At 73.6% G+C, this 21,507-nt stretch carries 19 protein-coding genes; 9 read left to right on the top strand and 10 right to left on the bottom strand.

Translation table 11 applies throughout. From position 1 onward, the window contains the following. Positions 1–35 precede the first annotated feature (35 nt). The 7 genes from ACZ5PB_RS30545 (at position 36) to ACZ5PB_RS30575 (ending at position 8,342) form a co-directional block, all read left to right on the top strand. On the top strand, positions 36–1,082 hold the full coding sequence (locus ACZ5PB_RS30545; protein ID WP_468695588.1) for a diiron oxygenase: 1,047 nt from the start codon (positions 36–38) through the stop codon (positions 1,080–1,082). Beyond that, a complete protein-coding gene (locus ACZ5PB_RS30550) occupies positions 1,079–2,350 on the top strand; it encodes an MFS transporter (protein ID WP_468695590.1) in 1,272 nt (423 codons plus the stop codon). The genes ACZ5PB_RS30545 and ACZ5PB_RS30550 overlap by 4 nt, the downstream gene beginning before the upstream one ends. Positions 2,351–2,498: 148 nt before the next feature. Further along, positions 2,499–4,013 (top strand): FAD-binding oxidoreductase, encoded by a 1,515-nt coding sequence (locus tag ACZ5PB_RS30555; protein ID WP_468695591.1) that lies wholly within the window; start codon positions 2,499–2,501, stop codon positions 4,011–4,013. Further along, the gene (locus ACZ5PB_RS30560; RefSeq protein ID WP_468695592.1) at positions 4,006–5,076 is read left to right on the top strand and encodes an aspartate carbamoyltransferase; all 1,071 of its coding nucleotides are present in this window, start codon (positions 4,006–4,008) and stop codon (positions 5,074–5,076) included. Before ACZ5PB_RS30555 ends, ACZ5PB_RS30560 begins: the two co-directional genes overlap by 8 nt. A gap of 46 nt (positions 5,077–5,122) precedes the next feature. Beyond that, a complete protein-coding gene (locus ACZ5PB_RS30565; RefSeq protein ID WP_468695594.1) occupies positions 5,123–6,379 on the top strand; it encodes an acyl-CoA dehydrogenase family protein in 1,257 nt (418 codons plus the stop codon). Positions 6,380–6,417: 38 nt separating this feature from the next. Then, entirely contained in the window at positions 6,418–7,287 is an 870-nt protein-coding gene (locus ACZ5PB_RS30570; RefSeq protein WP_468695595.1) for a hypothetical protein, read from the top strand. Next, positions 7,284–8,342, top strand: a complete 1,059-nt coding sequence (locus tag ACZ5PB_RS30575) for a pyruvate kinase (RefSeq protein ID WP_468695597.1) — start codon at positions 7,284–7,286, stop codon at positions 8,340–8,342. The genes ACZ5PB_RS30570 and ACZ5PB_RS30575 overlap by 4 nt, the downstream gene beginning before the upstream one ends. A gap of 7 nt (positions 8,343–8,349) precedes the next feature. On the opposite strand, the gene ACZ5PB_RS30580 is transcribed toward ACZ5PB_RS30575, so the two are convergent. From ACZ5PB_RS30580 to ACZ5PB_RS30625, 10 genes are read right to left on the bottom strand one after another with little or no spacing between them, the layout of a single operon-like run. After that, complete coding sequence (locus ACZ5PB_RS30580) at positions 8,350–8,913, bottom strand: GNAT family N-acetyltransferase (protein ID WP_468695599.1); 564 nt, start codon at positions 8,911–8,913, stop codon at positions 8,350–8,352. 40 nt (positions 8,914–8,953) lie between these two features. Next, entirely contained in the window at positions 8,954–9,862 is a 909-nt protein-coding gene (locus tag ACZ5PB_RS30585) for an ArsR/SmtB family transcription factor (protein WP_468695601.1), read from the bottom strand. Further along, positions 9,859–10,173 carry a PqqD family peptide modification chaperone gene (locus tag ACZ5PB_RS30590; protein ID WP_468695603.1) on the bottom strand — a complete coding sequence of 105 codons (315 nt, stop codon included), beginning with the start codon at positions 10,171–10,173 and terminating at the stop codon, positions 9,859–9,861. The genes ACZ5PB_RS30585 and ACZ5PB_RS30590 overlap by 4 nt, the downstream gene beginning before the upstream one ends. Then, the gene (locus ACZ5PB_RS30595) at positions 10,170–10,958 is read right to left on the bottom strand and encodes a hypothetical protein (protein WP_468695605.1); all 789 of its coding nucleotides are present in this window, start codon (positions 10,956–10,958) and stop codon (positions 10,170–10,172) included. The genes ACZ5PB_RS30590 and ACZ5PB_RS30595 overlap by 4 nt, the downstream gene beginning before the upstream one ends. A gap of 28 nt (positions 10,959–10,986) precedes the next feature. Beyond that, positions 10,987–12,969 carry an FAD-dependent monooxygenase gene (locus ACZ5PB_RS30600; protein WP_468695607.1) on the bottom strand — a complete coding sequence of 661 codons (1,983 nt, stop codon included), beginning with the start codon at positions 12,967–12,969 and terminating at the stop codon, positions 10,987–10,989. After that, positions 12,966–13,616, bottom strand: coding sequence for an O-methyltransferase (locus ACZ5PB_RS30605; protein ID WP_468695609.1), 651 nt, complete (start codon positions 13,614–13,616; stop codon positions 12,966–12,968). Before ACZ5PB_RS30605 ends, ACZ5PB_RS30600 begins: the two co-directional genes overlap by 4 nt. Beyond that, positions 13,613–15,031, bottom strand: coding sequence for a flavin-containing monooxygenase (locus tag ACZ5PB_RS30610; RefSeq protein ID WP_468695611.1), 1,419 nt, complete (start codon positions 15,029–15,031; stop codon positions 13,613–13,615). Before ACZ5PB_RS30610 ends, ACZ5PB_RS30605 begins: the two co-directional genes overlap by 4 nt. Continuing rightward, positions 15,028–15,714: a hypothetical protein gene (locus tag ACZ5PB_RS30615; protein ID WP_468695612.1), complete on the bottom strand. Its 687-nt coding sequence runs from the start codon at positions 15,712–15,714 to the stop codon at positions 15,028–15,030. The genes ACZ5PB_RS30610 and ACZ5PB_RS30615 overlap by 4 nt, the downstream gene beginning before the upstream one ends. A gap of 44 nt (positions 15,715–15,758) precedes the next feature. After that, positions 15,759–16,835: a pyruvate kinase gene (locus tag ACZ5PB_RS30620; protein WP_468695614.1), complete on the bottom strand. Its 1,077-nt coding sequence runs from the start codon at positions 16,833–16,835 to the stop codon at positions 15,759–15,761. Positions 16,836–16,847: 12 nt separating this feature from the next. After that, the gene (locus ACZ5PB_RS30625; protein ID WP_468695616.1) at positions 16,848–17,846 is read right to left on the bottom strand and encodes a phosphotransferase family protein; all 999 of its coding nucleotides are present in this window, start codon (positions 17,844–17,846) and stop codon (positions 16,848–16,850) included. Between the two features lie 260 nt (positions 17,847–18,106). Here ACZ5PB_RS30625 and ACZ5PB_RS30630 point away from each other — a divergent pair, with 260 nt between their 5' ends. Continuing rightward, positions 18,107–19,105 (top strand): LysR family transcriptional regulator, encoded by a 999-nt coding sequence (locus ACZ5PB_RS30630; protein WP_468695617.1) that lies wholly within the window; start codon positions 18,107–18,109, stop codon positions 19,103–19,105. A 734-nt stretch (positions 19,106–19,839) separates the two neighbouring features. Beyond that, positions 19,840–21,303: a multicopper oxidase family protein gene (locus tag ACZ5PB_RS30635; protein WP_468695619.1), complete on the top strand. Its 1,464-nt coding sequence runs from the start codon at positions 19,840–19,842 to the stop codon at positions 21,301–21,303. Positions 21,304–21,507: the final 204 nt, after the last annotated feature.

Genomic DNA, 21,507 nt, shown 5'->3' on the forward strand with positions numbered 1-21,507 from the left:
CGACGCACGCGCGAGACCAGGGGGACCAGGTGGGCATGTACGAGCAGCGGGCGCAGGAGCAGTTGGTACGGGGCAACGCGGCCGACCGCCCCAAGGTGACCGGGTACACCAGCCGTTACGGGCGCTGGGAGGACCTGGCCAGCGTCCGCCGCAAGCCCCGGCGCGACTTCCCGGCCCAGGGGGGCGTCGGCGACCTCTACTTCCCGCCCGAGCTCTACCCCGTCGTGCTGCACCCGCTGGTCGCCGCGAAGGGCGAGGCGGTCGTGGAGGCCCTGCTGCTGCTCCGCCTCTACGACTACCTCGACTTCACCACCGAACTGGAGAACCTGGCCGTCATCCCGGTGGCCACCAGCATCAGCCGGGGCAGGTCCGGACTGATCCTGCCGGAGCAGATGAAGTCCGACGCGTACAAGATCGTCACGGACGAGGCCTGGCACGCCCAGTTCAGCCACGACTTCGCCCGGCAGATCGAGATCGCCACCGGCCTCGCCCGCACCGCCCCCGAGGACAGCGGGCCGCCCGCCTTCGTACGCCGCCTCGACGAGCTGCGCCACGGGCTGCCGCACGAGGTGCGGGGCATCGAGTCGCTGCTCTTCGGCATCGTCAGCGAAACCCTGATCTCCGGCCTCCTCTCCGACATCCCCCGCGACGAGCGGCTGCCCGTCCCGGTCCGCGAACTGGTCCGCGACCACGCCGAGGACGAGGGCCGCCACCACGTGTACTTCCGGTCCGTGCTCAAACACCTGTGGCCCGCGCTCACCGCGCGCGAACGGCAGGCCGTCGGACCGCACGTCCCGGCGGCCGTCGCCGCGTTCCTCGAACCGGACCGCGAGCAGACCGCCGCCCACCTGCGGGACATCGGACTGAACGAGGAGGCCTGCGCCCAGGTCATCGCCGAGTCCTGGCCCGAACACACCCTGCGCCGCACCGTCGCCGACGCCGCACGTCCCCTCGTGCGCTACTTCGCCGAGGCGGGCGCCCTCGACGACCCCCGGACGCGGGCCGCGTTCGAAGAGGCCGGCCTGTGGGGCACCCGCCCCGTCCGAGCCGCCCCCGGCACGCCCCAGGAGGTGGCGGCATGAACACCCTGCACACCACAACGAAGGAGACCACCCGCCCGCCCGCCGCGCCTGCTCCCGAGGCCAGTCCGGCGGCGATGTTTCGGCGGTTCTGGCTTGCGACCACCGTCAGTGGGGCGGGTTCCGCGGTCACCGTGGTGGCGTTGCCCATGGTCGCGCTGACCCTCCTGCATGCTTCCGCGCTTCAGGTCGCCCTGCTCAGCGCCGCCGGGCAGGCGGGGTGGCTGGTGCTGGGGCTGCCCGCCGGGGTGATCGTGCAGCGTTACCCGCTGCGCCGCCTCCAGATCACCATGGACGTGGTGCGGCTGGCCGCCATCGGTTCGCTGCCGCTCGCCTGGTGGCTCGGCCACCTCACGTACGGCCATCTGGTCCTGGCGGCCCTCGTGGTCGGGTTCGCCAGCGTCCTGTTCGAGATCGGCAACTCGACCTTCCTGCCCGCGATCATCGACCGCGAGGAGCTCAACTCCCGCAACAGCCTGCTCTCCGGCACCCACGCCGTGACCCAGACCGGCGGCCCCACCGTGGGCGGGCTGCTTGTCCAGGCCACCGGGGCCGTCGGTGCGCTGCTCCTGGACGCCGCCAGCTATCTGGTGTCCGCCCTGGTCCTGCGCACCCTGCCGGAGCGCGCGGCCGGTCCGCGCCCGCAGGTGCCCGCCCGCCAACTGATCAAGGAGGGCTGGAACTTCGTCGTCCGGCACCCGGTGCTGCGGCCCTGCCTGATCTGGGCGACGGCCACCAACTTCTTCTCCTCGGCGCTGCTCGCCCTCATCCCGCTCTACCTGGTCCGCGCGATCGACGCACCCGCCTGGCTGGTCGGCGCCGTGCTGGCGGCGGACGGGGTCGGCGCGCTGATCGGCTCGGCCCTGGCGACCCCGCTCGCCCGGCGCCTGGGCACCGCCCGCGCCCTGCTCTTCGCGGGCCTCACCGGCGGACTGTTCGCACTGCTCATCCCCTTCACCACCAGCCTGGGCACCAGCTTCTTCTTCCTGGCCGGGAACGCCGGGCTGTCGGCGGGCATCGTGGTCGGCTCCATCGTGACCCGCACCCACCGGCAGACGGAGAGCCCGCCGGAACTGCTGTCGCGGGTCATGGCGACCGTTCGGTTCGTTTCCTGGGGCGCCAGCCCGGTCGGCGCGGCGGCGGCCGGACTGATCGCCGCCACGGCCGGGCTGCACCCGGCCCTGTGGGTGGTGTGCGCGGGCACCCTGCTCGGTCCGCTCGTCCTGGTCGCCACGCTGCGACACCGGCGGGAGCTGGCCGACCCCTCCTGAACGTGCCCCCTCCTGAACGTGCCCCCTCCGGCATCGGCGGCGCTGATGCGGGTCATCGGGAATGCCCGTGGCCCGCGCGTTGCCAGCTCCTCCACGGCCCGCTGATCATCGGTCAGTGGCCGGGCCGCCGTGCCGAGGAGGAGGGACGATGGACATCGACGTACGGACCGGGGACCTCCGGGCCGGGGACCTCGGGGCCGGGGACCTCCGAATCGGGGACCTCGTCCGGGAGCTGTCGGGACGGGTGCTGCCCGAGTCCCTGGTGACCGAGGCCGGGGGCGGCGGCAACAGCGGCGGGTTCCGCAGCCGCCGGGTGCTCGGCGCGGTCGAACCCGAAACGCCCCGTCAGGTCGCCGACCTGCTGAAGGAGTACGCACGGGCAGGCGCCGGCCGCATCCACGTCCACCCCACGAGCTCCGGCAAGAACTGGGGGTTCGGCTCCGCCGAGCCCGTGGCCGACGACGCCGTCGTGATGCGGCTGCACCGCCTCGACCGGATCCGCGAACTCGACACCGACAGCGGGGTCTGCGTCGTGGAGCCCGGGGTCACCCAGGGCATGCTCGCCGAACGCCTGACCGCCAGCGGCTACCTGCTCAACGTGACCGCGTCGGCCGCCGCCACCAGCGTGATCGGCAACGTACTCGACCGGGGCATCGGACTGCGCAGGCAGCGCTCCGAGGACCTCATCGGCCTGGAGGTCGCCCTCGCGGACGGCACCCTGGCCCGGGTCGGCCGCTGGCCCCGGCCCGGCACGGCCACCACCCCGTACGACCACCTGCCGGGCCCCAACCCGGTCCAGCTCTTCGCCCAGTCGAACCTCGGTGTGGTCACCGCGGCGGTGCTGCGGCTGATCCCGCGCACCGAAACCCTCCGGGTCGTCGCCCTGCGGCTGCCCGTCGAGCGGTTCGACGACGGGCTCGCCGCGCTCCGCGACTGGCACGCCAACCGGATCGTCTGCGGAGTCGTCAAGATGTTCGACGCCGCCTCCACCGTCTCGTACGGCGGCCGGGGCTCCGGCGGCTACCGGGTCTTCGTGCCGGTGGCGGGCCGCACCGCCCTGGTGGACGCCGCCTGCGCGCTGCTGGGCGAGGAGGCGCGAGCCGCGGGCTTCACCGAGTGCCTGGTGCTCGACCCCGCCCAGGACACGCCCGCAGGACCCCCGCCCTCCGTACAGGAACGGGCCGCGCTGCGCGGCTACGCGGGCGACCCGAGGGCCAACGACCCCATGGTGGAGGCCGTGTTCCACACCCCCGTGGAGGAGGCCGACGAACGGAGCGGGCAGGGCTGGCTGTTCTGCGTGCCGGTCGTCCCCTTCACCGCCCCGGCCCTGCACACGATGCGCCGCCTGGTCGCGCTCGCCTCGGCCCGGATGCCGGAGGCGACCGTCGGACACACCCTCAACGTCATGCCCAACGGCTGGGTGGACGTGGTCGTCTCGGTGCGCTTCCCCCGCAACTCGAACACCACCGCCAGGGCCCACGCCCTGCTCGACCAGCTCCACCGGGACGCCACCGCGGCGGGCTTCCCGCCCTACCGGCTCGACATCGACCACATGGCGGCCGCCGCGGGACACCGCGGCGACGCGGGACAGGAAACCCTGCTCCGCAGGCTCAAGGCCGCACTCGACCCGCAGAACATCATCGCCAGGGGGCGCTATGCATGACGCCGCGCATGACACGCGGACGGCGAACGCGACCGGCCACCACACGCGGACGGCGAGCGCCACGGACCACCACACGCGGACGGTGAACGCGCCGGACCACCTGATCGCCATCCACGACCTCGACGAGGCGGCCGTGCGCGGCCACTTCGCCGACGCCGACCTGATCGCCGCCACGGCCCCGGACGAGGCCCGCCGCCTGCTGGTGGGACGCCTGCTCGCGGTGCTCTTCTTCCAGCCCAGCACCCGCACCCGGATCGGCTTCGAGGCCGCCGCCCTGCGACTGGGCGCCACGGTCTCCGGATTCGCGGACCCGGCCACCAGCCGCTCCGTCGACTACATCGGCGAATCCCTGGAGGACACCGTCGCGGTGGTCTCCGAACTGGCCGACGTACTCGTCCTGCGGCACTTCGTGGCGGGCGCGGGCCGACGGGCCGCCGCCGCCTCCTCCTGCCCGGTGGTCAACGGCGGCGACGGCTCCAACGAACACCCCACCCAGGCACTCAGCGACACCTGGGTGATGACCCGGCGGCTGGGCGACCTGCGCGGCGCGGTGGTCGGCATCGTCGGCGACCCCGGGACCCGGGTGCTGCGCTCCCTGGTCCTCACCCTCGCGCTGCTGCGGGTCGGGAAGATCCTCTTCCTGGTGCCGCCCGCCGCCCCGCTGCGCACCGGCCCCGGCGCCTCCTTCCTGCACACCACCCTCCCGGCCGACCTGGCCGCGGCCCTGCACTCCTCGGGCACCGCCTTCGACTTCCGCGCCGACGTCCTCGACCTGCTGGCCGAGTGCGACGCGGTCGAGATGATGCCCGTCGACGTCCCCGGCCTGGAGGCCGACCCCAACTCGCTGGCCAAGAAGGCGGCGCTCACCCCCGAGCACTACCGGATCACCGCCGAGAAGATCCGCCGCACCTCCTCCCGCGCCCTGATCCTGCACCCCGGCCCCCGCAACGACGAACTGCACCCGGGCGTCGACGCCCTGCCCGGCGGCCTCTACCTCGACCAGGTCCGCGAATCCCTCCACCTGCGCATGGCGGTGCTCGCCCGGCTGTGCGGCGCGCTGTGAACCCGCGCCGCCAACCAAGGAGTGCCGGCAACCAAGGAGCCACGACATGACCATCGCCCCGGAGGCGCCCCTCGCGGACGCCCGACCCCTCGCGGACGCCGACACCCGCCAGGACGCCGACACCCGCCCGGACGCCCGACCTCACCCGGCCGCGTTCCTCGGCGGCCCGGAGATCGGCCGCCGCCTGGGGGCCCTCGCACCGCTGATCCGCGCCCGCCAGGAGGAGATCGACCTGGCCCGCAGGCTCCCGCACGACCTGGTCGAGGCGCTGCGCGAGACCGGCGTCTTCCGCTCCGCGATGCCCCGCGAGTGGGGCGGGCCCGAACTCTCCTCCATGGAGCAGATCGAGCTGATCGAGCAGCTCGCCAGGACCGACGCCTCGGTCGCCTGGTGCGCCATGATCGGCATGGACTCCGGGATCTACTCCGGCTACCTGCGCCCGGACGCCGCCCGCCGCCTCTTCCCCCGCCTCGACACCATCACGGCGGGCTGGCTGCCGCCGGTCGGCCGGGCCCACGAGGAGGACGGCGGCTACCGGGTGGAGGGCCACTGGCGGTTCGGCAGCGGCATCACCCACGCGGACGTCGTCGCGGCCGGCTGCACCGTCCACCGCGACGGGAAACCGGTGCTTGACCAGGCGGGCCGGCCGCTCTGGCGGGTGGCGCTCGCCCCGGCCGACAAGTTCACCGTCCTCGACACCTGGCACACCACGGGCCTTGCGGGCAGCGGCAGTTGCGACTACCTCGCCGAGTCCCTGTGGATCCCGGCGGACCAGACCTTCTCCTTCGACGAGCCCTACCGGGACGGGCCGCTGCACCGGCGCTCCGACTCGATCCTGCGCAAGATGTCGGGCGTTCCCCTCGGCGTCGCACGCGGCGCCCTTGACCACGTCTACGGGCTCGCCGCACTGCGCTCCACCCGCCCCGGCACCCCGTGGGGACAGTCCGAGCACGTGCGGGGCGTGGTCGCCGAATGCGAGATGCGCCTGTCGGCGGCCCGCTCCGAGGTGTTCGCCTCCGTCGAGGCCCAGTGGCGGCGGCTGGAGGCGGACGAGCCGGTCACCCGCCGCGAACGCGCGGCCGCCGCCCTCGCCCGCTACCACGCCTTCCGCACCGCCCGGGACATCACGTCCCAGCTGTACGACCTGGTCGGCGGCGACTCCGTCTACCGGCCGCGCTCCCCGCTGGACCGGGCGCTGCGCGACATGACCACCGCCTGCCAGCACGTGGTGGGCCAGCACAAGATCCTCCAGTGGTCCGGCCAACTGCTGATGGGCCAGGAGCCGGACACCGCGTTCCTCTAGAGCACCCCACCGCGCGTCGCCAACGTCAGGAGATCCCCGTGCACACCGTCGCAGCTCCCGCGCGCAACGCACCGGCCGAACCGGCCACCCCGGCCACCTCGGTCGCACCCGGCACCCCGGCCGTACCCGCCGAACTGGCCGAACTGGCGTCCGCCGTACGCCCCCAGGACACCCTCCTGCTGGTCGCCGACGGGCCCGAGGGTGCGGACCTCCTGCTGCTCGGCACCGGTCCCGCAGCCACCGGGGCCGCTGCCTCCGTGGCGGCCCTCGGCCGGGGCACCTACGCGGTGGCCCCGGGCCGCACCGCCACCGTCCGCTTCCGCGGGCACGTGGAACTGGCGTCCGTCGCGGCCCGTACCGCGCACTGCGCCGAAGCACTGGTGGAACCCGCCGTACGGGCCAACGCCCCGACCCTGGACGAAGGCACCCGGCAACTGCTGCACCGCGTCCGCACCGGCCGGGTACTGGCCAACGAGTCCATCGCCCGGCACTGGCGCGAGTCCCTGCGCACCGACCGACTCGCGGACTTCCTGCTCGCCGAACACCTCGGCAGGCACGAGGAGTTGCGCCGCGCCGTGGCGGCCCGCCTCGCCGACGGGGAGCCGCGCCGCGCCCAGTGGACGCTCCGCGAGTGCCTCACCGAACTGCTCGGCGCACTGCTCGCCGCCCTGGGCGAGACGGACCCCGACCGCACCGGCTGGCTCCCGCTGCTCGACCTGCACGCCGGATCCCTCGGCCCGAGGACCGCCAGGGACCTGGGCGGGGCGCTGCTGCACTGGCACGACGGCGCGGCGGCCGAGGGGCACGTGCGCTCCGGCCTCGCCGTCGCCGACCTCGTACGGGACCTGGTGCTGGACCGCGCGGCGCACCTGCCGCTGCTGCGCACAGCGCCCCGGCACCGGCCGTGACGGCACCGATCGTGACGGCACCGGCTGTAACGGCACCCGCCGCGACCGCGCTGATCGCGACCGTCGGCCCGGCGACCCGCTCCCGCGAGGCGATGACCGAACTCCTCGAACTGGGCGTCGGCGCACTGCGCTTCTCGGCCTCCAAGTTCGGCCCCGGGGAACTCGCCGCGCAGGCGGCCGACGCACAGGCCGCCGCCCGCGCCTCGGGCCGCCCCGTAGAACTGCTCCTGGACCTGCCGGGAGTCAAGAACCGGTTCACCAACGCCCGCCCCCTCGACCTGGCCCAGGTCAGCCGCTTCACGGTGGTGCACGGGACACGGCGCGCCCGCGAGGACGGCCCGACGCCCGAACTCGGCCTGTCCGCACCGGAGTGGGGCCGGGGCATCGAGCTCGGCGACGTCCTGCTCCTGGGCGACGGCGAGGACGCCGCGCGCGTGGTGTCCGTGGCCGAGGACCACTGCGTGGCCCAGCCGCTGACCCGGGGCGTGCTCGGCCCGCGCAAGGGCGTGTGCGTACAGGGGAGGCCGCGCGGCCCCCGTACCGACGCCCCGCCGGACCTGGCACTGCTGGACCAACTGGCCCACGCACCCTTCACCGGCGCCATCGTCTCCTTCGCCGAGTGCGCCGCCGACCTGACGCCGGTCCGCGACGCCTGGGGCGGTCGCGGGGCCAACGCCGTCGTGGCGAAGGTCGAGACGGTCGCCGGGGTCGAAGCCGTCGCGGAAGTCGCGCAGGCCGCCGACAGCGTGCTGCTCGGCCGGGGCGACCTGCTGCTGGACGGCGGGGCCGTCGAGTTCCACGACCTGTGCACCCGGGTCGTACGGGAGTGCGCCCGGCTGTCGGTGCCCGTCGTCGTGGGCACCCAACTGCTCGCCGGCCTGGAGAACTCCTGGCTCCCGCACCGCTCCGAACTGGCCCACCTGTGCGAGCTGTTGGAGGCCGGGGTCGACGGGCTGCTGCTCGCCACGGAGACCACCATCGGCACCGACCCCGCCCGTACGGTCGCCCTGCTCGCCGAGCTGGTCCGCCGCTACGGCACCGGAGCAGCAGCCTGAGCGACCGTCAGAGAGTGATCCAGTAGCGGGACTTGGGGCCCAGTACGGTGTCCCTGACGTCCTCCAGCACACCCCCGGCGCGCTCGATCACGCGCACGGACGGCGTGTTCTCCGGGGTGACGGTCAGCAGCACCCGCTCCATGCCCCTGCCCCGCGCCTCGGCCAGTGCCGCGCCCAGTGCCCAGCCCGCGAGCCCACGCCGGCGGTAGTCCGGGCGGACGCTGTAGCCGATGTGCCCGCCCGCCTCCAGCAGGAACGGGCTCAGCCCGTGGCGCAGTTCGACGGCGCCCAGCAGCATGCCGTCCGCCGCGATCCACCAGTACGTCGAGTGCACCCGCCCCGGCGCGGGCTCCACCGCCGGGTCCGCGCAGCGCCGCAGCCGCTCCACCCAGGCCGCGAAACCGGCCGGGTCGGCGGTCTCGACGCCGTCGCCGAGCCCGGAGCCGTCCATGTGCGAGCCCGGCGGCCACTGCGCGTGCGCGGCGAGCCAGGCGTCGTGCAACCGGGCGTCGGGGAGGACGAGTTCGGGGCGGAGGTCGGCGAGGTCTGCGGTGGCCGGGAGGTCGCTCATGGTCAGAACCCTAGGCGCATGTCAGAACCCCAGACACAGGTCAGAACCCCAGGTGTTCGAGGACCGCGAGCCCGCCGCGGTCGAGCTGGTAGAGGACCCGCCCGCCCTCCCGTTCCTTCCACACCAGACCGGCCGAGGTCAGCACGGTCAGGTGCTCGGACACGGTGCTCTTCGCGAAGCCCAGCGTCCGGGCCACCGCCGTGGTTGTCCTGGGCACCTCCAGTGCCCGCACCACCTGCGCCCGGCCGTTGCCGAGCAGCAGCGCCAGCCGGTCCTCCACGTCCGCCGCCCGCCCGTCCGGGGCCAGTACCCGCAGGAACCGGGTGGTCCTGGCCTGGTACGACATGGCCACCACCCCGTCCTCCTGCTGGAAGAGCCGTACGCCCCCCGCGAAGACGGTGGGCACCAGCAGCAGTTGCGCCCCGGCGGCGGTCACGTCCAGATCGCGGTGGTACGGGGCGGTCAGCCGGGGCCTGGCCCACAGCACCCGGCCGTCCAGCTCCTCCAGCATGGCCTCCGCGCCCGACACGGCGAGCGTCCGCCCCCGGAAGAGGACCTCCTCCTCCAGCGAGGCCCGGATCGAGGCCCAGTGCGGGGCCACCGCCCACTCCCAGTACCGGGCGAGCAGCGCGCACAGCCGCTCCGCGCCGGACCCGTCGAACCGGGCGCGCAGCGCGTCGAGTTCGGCGGCCAGCGTGCTGCGCGCCGGGTCGGGCAGCGGTACGGACCCCGGCGGGAACAGCACGGACCGCCGCATCGGCACCACCAGGCCCTCCACGAGTTCCCTGGGCATCGCGTGCCGGACCGTCCGGGCCCACTGGGTGTACGGCGACGGGGCCTGGCCCCGGTACCTGGCGAGGATGGCGAGGCTGCCGATGGTCTCCCACAGCGGGCTCAGCCCGAGCCGCACCCGGCCCAGGCTCTCGTCGTCCACCTCCAGACGGATCACCTCTCGCGCCCCGGCCCGCCGGGGCCGCCCGGGCTGCCCGCTGCGGACCACTCGACGACCGACTGCCCCACCAGCTCGTCCAGGAACTCCGCGACGTCCGCGAACACCTCGTCCGCCTCGGCCCCGTACGCGGCGGCGACGGTGGCCGCGACCTCGGCGACGGTGCGCCGCCCGTCGACCGACTCGTAGATCACCCGGGCGGTACCGGACAGCTCCAGCGCCTGGTCCTGGACCCCGAGCACCAGCTCGCCCGCGACCCGGCGGACCGGTACCCCGAGCGCCCTGCGCGGCACGTCGTGCGCGGTGCTCACGAGGTCTCCACCCGCATCGAGATGTCCTGGCAGATGGTCAGCACCGTACGGATCCACGGCCGGGGGTCGGCCGGGTCGTAGCCCCGCATCGTCTCCAGCGCCCAGTACTCCTCGAAGGACAGCGCCTCGGGGGCCGCCGCCCTGAAGCGGTGCGGGCGCCACTTGGGCATGTGGCTGCAGTACTCGCCCTCGCCCTCCAGCAGCGCGTCCACCGCGTGGCCCAGCGCCCGGCGGGCGGAGAGCGTCGCGGCCTCCAGGTGCCCGGACTCCAGCTGGCCCAGGGCGTCCTCCACCGCGTCGTCGGCCGCGCCCAGGGAGCGCACCACGACGAAGGAGCGGAACGCGGACTTCTCCAGCTCCCGGTTCTTGTCGGCGACCCACTCCTCGCCGAGCAGCGGCAGACAGGTGCCGAGCCGGGCGAGGGAGACCTCCTCGCGCGGGGTGAGGACCTCGCCCGCGATGATGCCGCGCTCGTACACCTCCCAGCCGACCTTGGCGAGCATCTGGTCGACCTGGCCCGGGGTCCAGTACGTGACCTCCCAGCGCCTGCCGTCCTCGTAGAACATCTCGCTGCACACCCTGGGCGGGTTGAGCGGCATGAGGATGGAGTTGCTGGTCTCCGTCTGCCACTCCTCGGTGGTGACCACGTAGATGTCGTAGTCGCTGCGCGAGTTGTGCCAGCCCCGGGCCGCGGAGCCGACCACGAAGGCGGCGACGGTACCGGCGGGCAGGAGCTGCCGGGCGCGGAGGGGGGCCAGCCAGTCGGCGGGCTGCTGCTGCGGCATGAGCGGACCTTTCGGAGTCGGATCGGAGTCAGAGGTGGAGGATCGCGGTCAGTGCCCTGGTCAGGGACTTGGCGGCGGCCTCGGGGTCGTAGCACGGGCCGTCGTGGCGCCAGGCGATGTGGCCGTCGGGCCGCACCAGCAGACAGCCCGCCTCGTCGAGGTCCTCGGTGAACCGCGACCAGACGCCGTACGGGTCGAGGGCCTCGGGGGTGCCCACCACGACCGCCCGCAGCCCGACGCCGAAGTGCCCCGCGCAGTGCGCGACGGCCTGCGCCCAGACACCGCCGGCCAGCCCGGTGAGCACCGTGAAGGCACCCCGGCCGACCAGGTCGATGGTGGAGCGGCGGTGGCCCGACGCGTCGGTCAGCCAGGCGTGCGGCAGCCGGGCGCCGGGGCGGGCGGCGGGCTGGTGGTAGAGCTCGGGGTCCCGGGCGAAGGTCTCCCGGGCGAAGGTCTCCCGGGCGGGCGCGGGCGGCCCGTCGGCGCCCGGCGGCGGCCCGTCGAGGATCGCGGTGGAGGCGTAGCGCTGGTTGAGCTCCACGCCGTGGGCGCTGAACTCGTAGTGCTTGAGGCGGACCGCGTCGGCCAGTTCCCGCCGCCGCTCGGCACCCCGGGCGTCCGGGGCGCGCAGCGCGGCCAGACCGGCCGACAGATCGGCGGTACGGGTCCCGTCGCCGAGCCCAAGCGCGTCGAACAGCGCCCCGAACTCGGTCGCGCTGCGGGCGGCCCGGCGCACCACCTGCCGCCCCACCGGGACGCGTTCGGCGCCGTAGGTGTCCAGCAGGCCGGGGCCCGCGCCGCCGCGCAGCACCGCCGCCAGCTTCCACGCCAGGTTGTGGGCGTCCTGCACGGAGGTGTTGGAGCCGAGGCCGTTGGCGGGGGAGTGGCGGTGGACGGCGTCGCCCGCGCAGAACACCCGGCCACGCCCGTACTCGGTGGCGAAACGCTCGTGCACCGCCCACACCGAGACGGACTCGATGCGCACCTCCGCGAGGTCGCCGCCCAGCAGCCCGCGCACGATCTCGCGCGCCGCGGCGTCGTCGATCCGGGGGCGCGGCCCGTCGATGTCGTACCCCCAGACCGCCATCCACCGGTTCCAGGGGCGGACCATCCGCAGCACACCCACGCCGACCCCGGCGATGCCGTCACCGGGGCGCAGCATCCAGTACAGGACGCCGGGCCGGTGCTCGACGTAGCGGGTCAGGTCGGCCTCGAAGACGATGTTGATGCTGCCGCCGGTCGCCTCGCGGCCCTCGAAGGGCAGCCGGAGCTGCTCGGCGACCCGGCTGTTGGCGCCGTCGGCACCGATCAGATAGCGGCTGCGCAGGCCGAACTCAAGCCCGGTCAGCCGGTCCAGCAGACGGGCGTCGACCCCCTCCGCGTCCTGCTCGAAGGAGAGCAGCTCGGTGTCGAACCTGACCTTGGCGCCGCGCCGGGCGGCCCCGGTGACCAGCACCGGTTCGAGCAGGGACTGCGGCAGATCGGCGGGCGGACAGGGGCTGGCGGTGGCCCAGTCGCCGAGCCGGTCCTCGTCGGTCCCCCAGGCGCGCAACCGGGCGATCTCGGGCCCGGCCAGGCTCTCGCAGTACACGTTCTCGGCCATGTCGGCCTGGGGCGTGGACAGTTGACGCAGCTCGTCCTCCAGACCGAGCTCGCGCATGATCTCCATGGTGCGCTGGTTGGTGATGTGGGCCCGGGGGGACGCGGCCGTCCAGCCGTGCTTGCCGACGACGAGGGTACGCACCCCCAGCTCGGCGAGCAGATTGGCGGCAGCGGCCCCGGCCGGCCCGGCACCCACGACCAGCACTTCGGTGTCGAAACCGGCACCGGGCCCCGCATCGAGCCCGGCACTGGGCCCGGCACCGGCCGCGCTGCCCGCCCGGGCTCCGTGCCGCTCACCCGCCTCCGGCGGGCGCGTGTCCGGCGTGCTGGTGTCCGGCCCGAAGTTCGTGCCCGGCGTGCTCGTACCCGGCCCGGTCATGTCCTCTTCGCCCGTATCCGGCGCGTTCATTTCCGGCGTGCGAGCGACATGCCGTCGGCGATCGGCAGCATGACGACCTCGACCCGGTCGTCCTGGGCGAGCCTGGCGTTGAACTCGACCACCGCCTCGTCCACCTCGCCCTGCGGGTCCAGCACCCGACCGCTGCGGAAGACGTTGTCGAAGGCGATGAGCCCGCCCGGGCGGGTACGGACCACCAGCTCCTCGAAGTACTCCTGGTAGCCGGTCTTGTCCGCGTCCACGAAGGAGAAGTCCAGGTGCGGTTCGGCGGGCAGGGAGCGCAGCGTCTCGACCGCCGGGGCGACGCGCAACTCGATCAGGTCCGCGACGCCCGCCGTCCGCCAGGCCTCCGTGGCCACCTCGGTCCAGTCGTCGGTGACGTCGCAGCACAGCAGGGAGCCGCCCGGCGCCAGGCCACGGGCGATGGCGAGCGCGGACATCCCGGTGAAGGTGCCCACCTCGACCGCCCGGCGCACGCCCAGGCTCCGTACGAGCAGGGTCAGGAACGCGCTCTGCTCCGGCGCGGTCTGCCAGTGCGCCACCTCGGGGAACGAGGTGGTCCGTTCGGTGATGCGCTGCTGCACGGCGTCCGGCGCGACGCTGTGCGCCAGCATGTAGGCGTGCAGGTCGGCGGGCATGAGAAGGGTGGATTCCTTCATGAGGAGGCGGCCTTTCCGGTGGCGGTGGCGGTGCGGATGAGTACGGAGTCCAGGTCGCGGCGCAGCCGGGCCAGCACCCGGGCGTAGCGGTGCAGGTCGACCTTGAGCGGGTCGGCCTTGAGCGGGTCGCCCGGGTCGCCCGGGTCGCCCCGGTGGCCGCCGGGGCCCGCAGGTGCGTACGCCGCTCCCGCGTGCCGGTCCAGGGCCCGGCGCACCGCGTCGCGGGCGCCCTCCCCGGACCGGCTGGCGGCGATGATCCGGGCGACGGCGGCGGCCTGGTCGTCGAAGAGCTGCCAGGCGCCGCCACTGGGCTGGATGTGGCCCACGAAGAACAGGTCCTCGTGCTCCGGGTGGCGCAGGTGCAGCCGGACCGGCCCCTCGGTGCCGGACAGCGCGCCGTCGACGGGGATGCCGGTGCGGAAGCCGGTCGCGTACACGATGACGTCGACCCGCTCCACCGTGCCGTCGGTGAACCGGACGCGGTCGCCGAGGAGTTCGGCCACCCCCGGCCGGGGCAGCACGGCGCCGTTGGCCACCTGGTGGACGATCTCGGAGTTGAGGACGGTACGGCCGCCCTGGCCGGAGCGGACGGCGGCGGGCCGGGGCAGCGAGAGTCGGACCGGGTCGCCGAAGACCACCCGGCTCATCGCCCGCCGCACCGCGCGCTGGAGCCAGCGCGGGGCGCGCCGTCGCTCCAGGGCGGAGGTGATCACGTCGGTGGGCAGCCCGCAGAAGAACTTCGGCAGGTAGTGACAGCCGTGCCGGGTGGAGTGCAGGGTGCGGGCGGCGGTCCTGGCCGCCTCGACGGCGATGTCGCTGCCGGAGTTGCCGCCGCCGACGACCAGGACGCGGCGGCCGAGGAACACCTCGGGGGTGCGGTAGTGCGCCGAGTGCAGCACCGTACCGTCGAACTCCCCCGGATATACGGGGTACTTGGGGTCCCAGTGGTGGCCGGTCGCCACGATCACCCCCCGGTACGGGCGCCGCGAACCGTCCTCGAAGGTCACCGTCCACCCGTCGCACCCGTCGGCGGTGCGCGCGACGGCGGAGGCGCCGAGGCCGTACTCGATGTGCGGGGGCAGGTCGTGATGGTCGGCGTAACGGCGCAGGTAGGACAGCACCTCGTGGTGGGTGGGGTAGGGGAGTCCGGTACCGGCCATGGGGAAGCCCCGGAACTCGATGAGGCGCCGCGAGGAGATCATGGTGGTGGAGGCGTAGACGGAGCTGCCGGGCTCCCCGTAGCGCCAGATCCCGCCGAGGCTCTGCTGCCGTTCCACCACGTCGAACTCGATGCCGAGGTCCCGCAGGTTCTTGGCGGTGGTCAGCCCGGCGGGACCGGCGCCGATCACGCACCAGCGGTCGCTGCTGCCCGTGGTCGGTCCGTCCGGCGTGCTCGGTGCGTCCGGCGCGCTCATACGGCGGCCGCCGTACGGTCCTGGGCGTCGAAGAGCGCGAGCACCCGGGCGGCGAGCTCCGTCGCGGGGGAGTGGTCGGAGTGCAGCACGGTCCACTCCGGGTCACCGTCGACGAGCGCGGCGGTCGCCCCGTCGAGCACCGCCACCTCGTCGAGGTGGCGGTGCAGGAACGCGTTGATGGCGTGCTTGGCGGGGCCGCCCGCCCGCTGCGCGGCCCGCTCCCGACGGGTGTCGGCGGAGCAGGTCAGATAGACCTGCACGGTGAAGCGCGGCGCCCGGGTGCGGATCCAGTCCGGGGACAAGTGGCCCTCACCCGGCGTCAGATGGGTGTTGAACGAGTGCTGCGTCATCCAGTACCTGTCCTGCACCCGCAGCTCGCTGGGGATCAAGGCGGGCCGCTGCGCTGCGAGTTCGGCGTCGATGGCCAACTGTGCGGAGCGCACGCTGTTGAACCGGCGCCACAAGTCGGGGTCGGCGAAGGGCCGGTGGGCGGCGCCCTCGAAGACCGCCACCCCCTCCGCGAACATCGCGTCCACCAGGCCGCCCTGGGTCAGGGTGCCGTGCGACTGCGTGACGATGCGGCCCCGCGCCCGCAGCCCTTCGGCGACCAGGCGGGCGAGGCTGGACTTGCCGCTGTACTCGTGCCCCTCGATGGTGATCCCGGGGACGAAGGGGCGTTCCACGATGGCTCCTCGGGTCGGTTCGGGGTTCACGGGCTTGACGGGTTTCACGGCTGGAGCGGTACGGGGCCGGAGGCGGGCGCGTACCGCTCGCGCAGGGCGTCGAGCAGGGCCACCGCGCGTACCGGGTCGGCGGCGGCAGCCGTCTCCTCGGCCAGCATCAGTCCGGCCACCCCCTGGGTGAGCAGCGTGCCGAGGTGCGCCAGCTCCGACCGGTGCGGCAGCCAGCCCGCGTCGAGCCCGGTCAGCAGTTGGGTGCCCACGTCGACGGGGCAGCCGGCCGCGCGTGCGGCGTCCAGCACCCGTCGGCAGGCCGCGTGGAACTCCACCGGCCCCGTGTCCAGCAGCAGGTCGCCCCGGCCCAGTAGGATTCCGTCCGCCGAGGCGGCGATCTCCTCGGCCGCCGCAGCCCCGGCAGCGGTCTCGACCTTGGCGATCAGGGCGGGCCGGGGACCGTCCGGGGCCGCTTCGGCCAGCACCGTACGGGCCACGGCGAGCAGCTCCGCAGACTCCGTGAAGGACAGGACCACGGCGTCGAAGACGTCCCACGGCGCGCCGCGCAGCGCGTCCAGGTCGTACGGAGTGAGAACCGGCTCCCGGCCCGAACTGCCGTGCCGGGGAAGGGAGATGCCCCTGCGCCGTCCGATCACCCCACGGGTCAGGGGAGCGGCCGTGCACTCACCGCCCACCCGCTCGGTGACCCGTAGCGCGTCCTCGCCGTCACCGATCACCAGGACGTCGCCCACCCCGGGAAGCGGGTCCCGGGGGCCGACCCCGGCGACCCCGAGCACGGGCACCGGGCCCGAGAGGTCGGCCGGTCCGCCGTCGAAGCGGAGCCGGACGGAGGTCACCCCGGCCAGGTCGAGATAGGCGTCGTTGGTGAGCCGGGGCTTCGCGCCGGGCAGGTCGAGCAGCAGCTCAACCGGCCTGCCGAGGCCCTCGGCGAGTTGCTGCACCCGCACGGCCAGCTCGGCGAGTTCGGCCACCGAGGTCTTGGAGGCCGGGAAGCGGAAGGCGTCCACCCCGGCCTTGAGCAGTGCGCGCAGGGTCTCGTCCGAGGAGCAGGCGGGCCCGGTGGTGGCGACGATACGGGTGACGGGATTACGGGTGACGACACGGGTCATGACGGCCGCCGCTCAGACCGTCGCGCCGAGCAGACCGAGCGCACCGGCGGCCTCGGTGGCGGGCGCCGCCTCCAGCCGGGCCAGCCCCGTGTGCACGAAGGCCAGGCTGAGCCGGAACACCGACCAGCCGAACTCGTCGTCCACGCCGTGGTCGAAGACGAAGGGCTCGCCGACCATGTCGGGCGTCCAGGTGCCCAGCCGGCCGCGCAGCTCCCCGGGCACCAGCGACAGCGCGCTGAGCCCGTAGCGCAGCAGCACCAGGCAGGACAGCAGCTCCAGCCGGGCGGACTCGGCCTCGGTGGCCGGGCGGCCGAAGTACGTCTCCACGAACCGGACGCGCAGCTCCTCGTCCATGTCCAGCGACAGCATCGCGGTGGCGACGTCGAACAGCGGGTCGCCGGTGCCGAGGTGGTCGAAGTCGATCAGCCAGGCGCGGGCGGAGTCGAAGAGGATGTTGCCCGGGTTCAGGTCGTTGTGGCAGAGCCGGTCCTCGGTGCCGAGCGAGCGCAGGGCGCCGCGGAGCGCGTCGAACCGGTCGGCCGCCTCCCCGTACACCGCTAGTCGGGGTATCCGGGCCACCAGGTCCGCCACCGCTGCCGAGGCCTCGATCCGCTTGCGCACGTGCAGCCGCAGGCCACCACCGACCGGTTCGACGGCGTGCAGGTCGCGCAGCACCCCGGCCAGCGAGAGCGCCTGCGCCGGGGAGGCGGGACGTACCGGGGACCCCTGGACCTCGTCCATCACCAGGACGCCGGTGGCCACGTCGGCGTACCGCACCCGGGGGGCGATGCCGTGCTCGCCCAGCAGCCGGGCCGCGTCGAACTCGGTGCGCACCACCGCCTCCTGGGCCAGCTTGGGCTCGATGAGGCGGGCGACGAGCCGGGTGTCCCCGGCGGCCACCGCGTAGGTCGTCGCCCAGGGGGTGGGGGTGGCGGGGAAGGCCCGGACCGTCGGCCCGTGGGCCGCGTCGAGCCGTTCCAGAATTCCCGCCAGCCTGTGGTCCACAGTCATGGGAAGGTCTCTTTCCGATCAGCGTCCCAGGGACAGCCCCACGAGCAGTCGCAGGAGCAGTCCCAGGAGCATCGGCCTCGGGGAATCCGCCGGTCAAGCAACCGATCGGCCCAGCCGATCAGGGCGTTCGCCGACTTCCATGCAGGGCTGTTGCCACTGCTGGCCTCTTTGGTCCATGGACCGAACAGGCCACCCGGAGAGCCTTGTGCGGGGTCCCTGACGGCGCGGATCGTGACCCCTGTCGCCGCCCCGCCGCCTCGGTGCCGGACGGCTCCCGCCCGGCCAGTACCGGTGCCGGGAACGACGGGAACGCCGGGATCGACGGGATCGACGGGAACGAGGGGACGTACGACATGGACCTGAAGCAGCTGAACACCTTCCACCGGGTGGCGACGGTGATGAGCTTCACCCGGGCGGCCGCCGAGCTCCAGTACGCGCAGTCGAGCGTCACCGCTCAGGTCAAGGGGCTCGAACTCTCCCTCGGCGTCGACCTCTTCGAGCGCCTGCGGGGGAAGATCCAGCTCACTCCGGCGGGGGAGCGGCTCGTCCCGTACGCCGAGCGGGTGCTGACACTCGTCGACGAGGCCAGGTACTGCACGGCGGGCCGCAGCGAGCCCGCCGGCACGCTGACCATCGGCACGGTGGAGAGCCTGACCTCCTACCGGATGCCGCCGGTCCTGGAGTTCTTCCACCACCGCTACCCCCGGCTCCAGCTGGCGCTCCAGCCGAGCACCTGCGAGGAGGCCTGCGAGGCGCTGCGCAAGGGGGTCCTGGACATGGGCTTCCTGATGTCGACCGAGACCCGCTACCCGGGCATCGAGAGCGAAGTGCTCGGCACCGAACAACTGGTAGCCGTGGCCGCCGCCGACCACCCCCTGGCAGGCCTCACCGGGGTGACGACGCGCGACCTGTCCGAGGTGCCGATCCTGGCCCCCGGCGCGGGCTGCGCCTACCGGGGCCTCTTCGAAACGGTCCTCAACGAGCACGCGCCGGAGCCCGTCGAACTCCTGGAGTTCGGCAACCTCGAATCGGTCAAACGGGGAATCGCCGCCGGACTGGGCGTAAGCGTGCTGCCCGCCGTCGCGGTCGTGGACGAGGTCGCCTCGCACGGCCTACGGGTCCTGGACTGGCAACCACCCTTCGAGGTGCACACGCAGATCGCGTGGCGCAGGGGCAGGCGCCCCACCCCGGAGATGCGGATCTTCATCGACCAGATCACCCGCTTCATCGCCCAGGACGAGGTAAGCCTGGCCAGCTGAGCCGGGCGGCCGGCTGAGTGGTGCGGCCGGCTGAGTTGTGCGGCGTGGGGCCCGTACGGCCTGAGGCCCGCACCGCGTGGGCCCTGTACGGCCCGAGGCCCGTGAGTCGTGTACGGCGTTGGGCCTGTACGGCCCCGACTCGTACGGCCGGGACTCGTACGGCTTGGGACCTGTACGGCGTGGGCCTGTGCGACCCGGGCCCGTACGACCTGGAACCCTTGCGGCCTCCGACTCGTACGACCTGGGACTTGTGCGGCTTGGGGCTTGTGCGGCCCGGGACCCGTACAGCCTGAGGCCCGCACGGCGTGGGGCCCGTACGACCTGGAACCCTTGCGGCCTCCGACTCGTACGACCTGGGACTTGTGCGGCCCGGGACTTGTGCGGCCCGGGACCTGTACGGCCCGGGACCCGTAAGGCCCTGAGGCCCGCACGGCGTGGGGGACCGTGCGGTGTGGGGCCCGTACAGCCTCGGCCCCGCGCGGCCCGAGCCCCGTACGGCCCGGGGCTCTTGCGGCTTGGGTTCCGTACAGCCAGCTGACCCGTACAGCCAACTGACCCGTACGGGCTGGGCCCGTTCGGTACGGGGCCCCACGGCCTTGGCCCCGTGCCGTCCGGGACCGTACGGCTTCCGGCCGTACGACCTGGGGTCGAGCGGCGCGCAAGCCGCCTCTGGTGCACTCGCGGCGCGACGCCCGGCGGCGTCGGGACGCCCGTACTGCCCCAGGAGGAAACCCATGGTCACCAGACGCAGTGTGCTCGGCGGCGTCCTCGGCGCGAGCGGCGCGGGACTGCTCACCGCAGGCGCTCTCACACCCCTGCTCCGCGCACGCCAGGCCGAAACCGAACTGGCGCCGGTGGCCGGGGCGCAGGTGGCCCCGCCGCCGCCCTTCACCGTACGGATGCCGACGCTGACCACGCTCAGCCCGATATCCACCCTCGGCGGCCAGGACACCTACCTCGTCACCGTCAAGGAAGCGACCCGGGAGATCATCCCCGGCGTGCAGACCAGGGTCCTCACCTACAACGGGCACTTCCCCGGCCCCGTGCTGCGCGCCCGCAGCGGCCGCAAGGTGGTCATCCGGCACCGCAACAACCTCACCATGCCCCTCTCCTGCCACCTGCACGGCGGCTCCGTCACCCCCGAGAACGACGGCGGTCCGATGGACACCTTCGCTCCCGGCAAGGACCGCACGTACACCTACCCCAACCAGCAGCCCGGCGCCACCCTGTGGTTCCACGACCACGCCCACCACATGGAGTCCGAGCACGTCTACCGGGGCCTGTCCGGCAGTTACCTGCTCTCCGACGAGACCGAGCGCGCGCTCCCGCTGCCCAGCGGGTCGTACGAAGTCCCCATCGCCCTGCGCGACGCCCGCTTCGACGACGCCGGTCAACTCGTCTACCAGATGGACGACATGGCCCGCAGCACCATCCTCGCCAACGGCCGGCCCTCCCCGTACTTCGAGGTCGCCGCCCGCAAGTACCGCTTCCGGCTGCTGAACTCCTCCAACATGCGCTTCTTCCAGCTCCGCCTCTCCGACGGCAGCCAGATCGTCCAGATCGGCACCGACGGCGGCCTGCTGGAGCGTCCCTACGTCACCGACACCCTCGGTCTCTCCCCGGCCGAACGCGCCGACGTGGTCATCGACTTCTCCCGCTACCCGGTCGGCACGAAGATCGTCCTGGAGAACACCCTCGGCCCCGAGACCCCCGACAAGGTCGGCAAGGTGCTCCGCTTCGACGTCGTACGCAAGGCCTCCGACCCCAGCCGGGTGCCCGACGTACTGCGCAAACTGCCGCCGATGCCCCGGGCGGCGGTGGAGCGCACCATCGTGATGACCATGGACGAGGACGGCCGCCAGGAGCCGCGCGCCTACCTGGACGGCAAGATCTGGGATGCCGCGCGCATCGACCAGTCCATCGCCTTCGGCAGCTCGGAGATCTGGACCGTCACCAACGCCAACAAGATCATCCCGCACAACTTCCACATGCACCTGATCCAGTTCCGGGTGCTGGAGCGCAACGGCACCCCGGCCGGCCCCGCCGACGCGGGCCTCAAGGACACCGTGCGGCTCTTCCCCGGCGAGACGGTGAAGCTGCACGCCACCTTCGACTCCTACCGGGGCACCTACGTCTACCACTGCCACCTGCTGGACCACTCCGCGATGGGCATGATGGCCAACTTCCGTGTGAGGTAGCGGAGTTGGGGAGGAGGCTGTGGTCGGCCCAGGGCAATCCTCAAGCGGTCCTCGACAGCTTGTCGAGGGCCGCACCGCAGGGTTGCCCGGTACGGACGTGCATTCCCGGCCACCGCAGACAGACGCAGAGAGACACAGGAGGACCGCGGCAGAGAGTGCCTCCGGCCCCAACAGACCTCCCCACCCTCCGGAGGAATCCCGTGA

This window comes from Streptomyces sp. NPDC032721 (assembly GCF_055579625.1).

Excerpts from the sequence above, each read along its gene's own strand:
- ACZ5PB_RS30610 (WP_468695611.1), bottom strand. The coding sequence starts at position 15,031 with ATGAGCGCGCCGGACGCACCGAGCACGCCGGACGGACCGACCACGGGC.
- ACZ5PB_RS30580 (WP_468695599.1), bottom strand. The coding sequence starts at position 8,913 with ATGAGCGACCTCCCGGCCACCGCAGACCTCGCCGACCTCCGCCCCGAA.
- ACZ5PB_RS30565 (WP_468695594.1), top strand. The coding sequence starts at position 5,123 with ATGACCATCGCCCCGGAGGCGCCCCTCGCGGACGCCCGACCCCTCGCG.
- ACZ5PB_RS30635 (WP_468695619.1), top strand. The coding sequence starts at position 19,840 with ATGGTCACCAGACGCAGTGTGCTCGGCGGCGTCCTCGGCGCGAGCGGC.
- ACZ5PB_RS30550 (WP_468695590.1), top strand. The coding sequence starts at position 1,079 with ATGAACACCCTGCACACCACAACGAAGGAGACCACCCGCCCGCCCGCC.
- ACZ5PB_RS30625 (WP_468695616.1), bottom strand. The coding sequence starts at position 17,846 with ATGACTGTGGACCACAGGCTGGCGGGAATTCTGGAACGGCTCGACGCG.
- ACZ5PB_RS30560 (WP_468695592.1), top strand. The coding sequence starts at position 4,006 with ATGCATGACGCCGCGCATGACACGCGGACGGCGAACGCGACCGGCCAC.
- ACZ5PB_RS30595 (WP_468695605.1), bottom strand. The coding sequence starts at position 10,958 with ATGCCGCAGCAGCAGCCCGCCGACTGGCTGGCCCCCCTCCGCGCCCGG.
- ACZ5PB_RS30555 (WP_468695591.1), top strand. The coding sequence starts at position 2,499 with ATGGACATCGACGTACGGACCGGGGACCTCCGGGCCGGGGACCTCGGG.
- ACZ5PB_RS30600 (WP_468695607.1), bottom strand. The coding sequence starts at position 12,969 with ATGAACGCGCCGGATACGGGCGAAGAGGACATGACCGGGCCGGGTACG.
- ACZ5PB_RS30605 (WP_468695609.1), bottom strand. The coding sequence starts at position 13,616 with ATGAAGGAATCCACCCTTCTCATGCCCGCCGACCTGCACGCCTACATG.
- ACZ5PB_RS30620 (WP_468695614.1), bottom strand. The coding sequence starts at position 16,835 with ATGACCCGTGTCGTCACCCGTAATCCCGTCACCCGTATCGTCGCCACC.
- ACZ5PB_RS30545 (WP_468695588.1), top strand. The coding sequence starts at position 36 with ATGTACGAGCAGCGGGCGCAGGAGCAGTTGGTACGGGGCAACGCGGCC.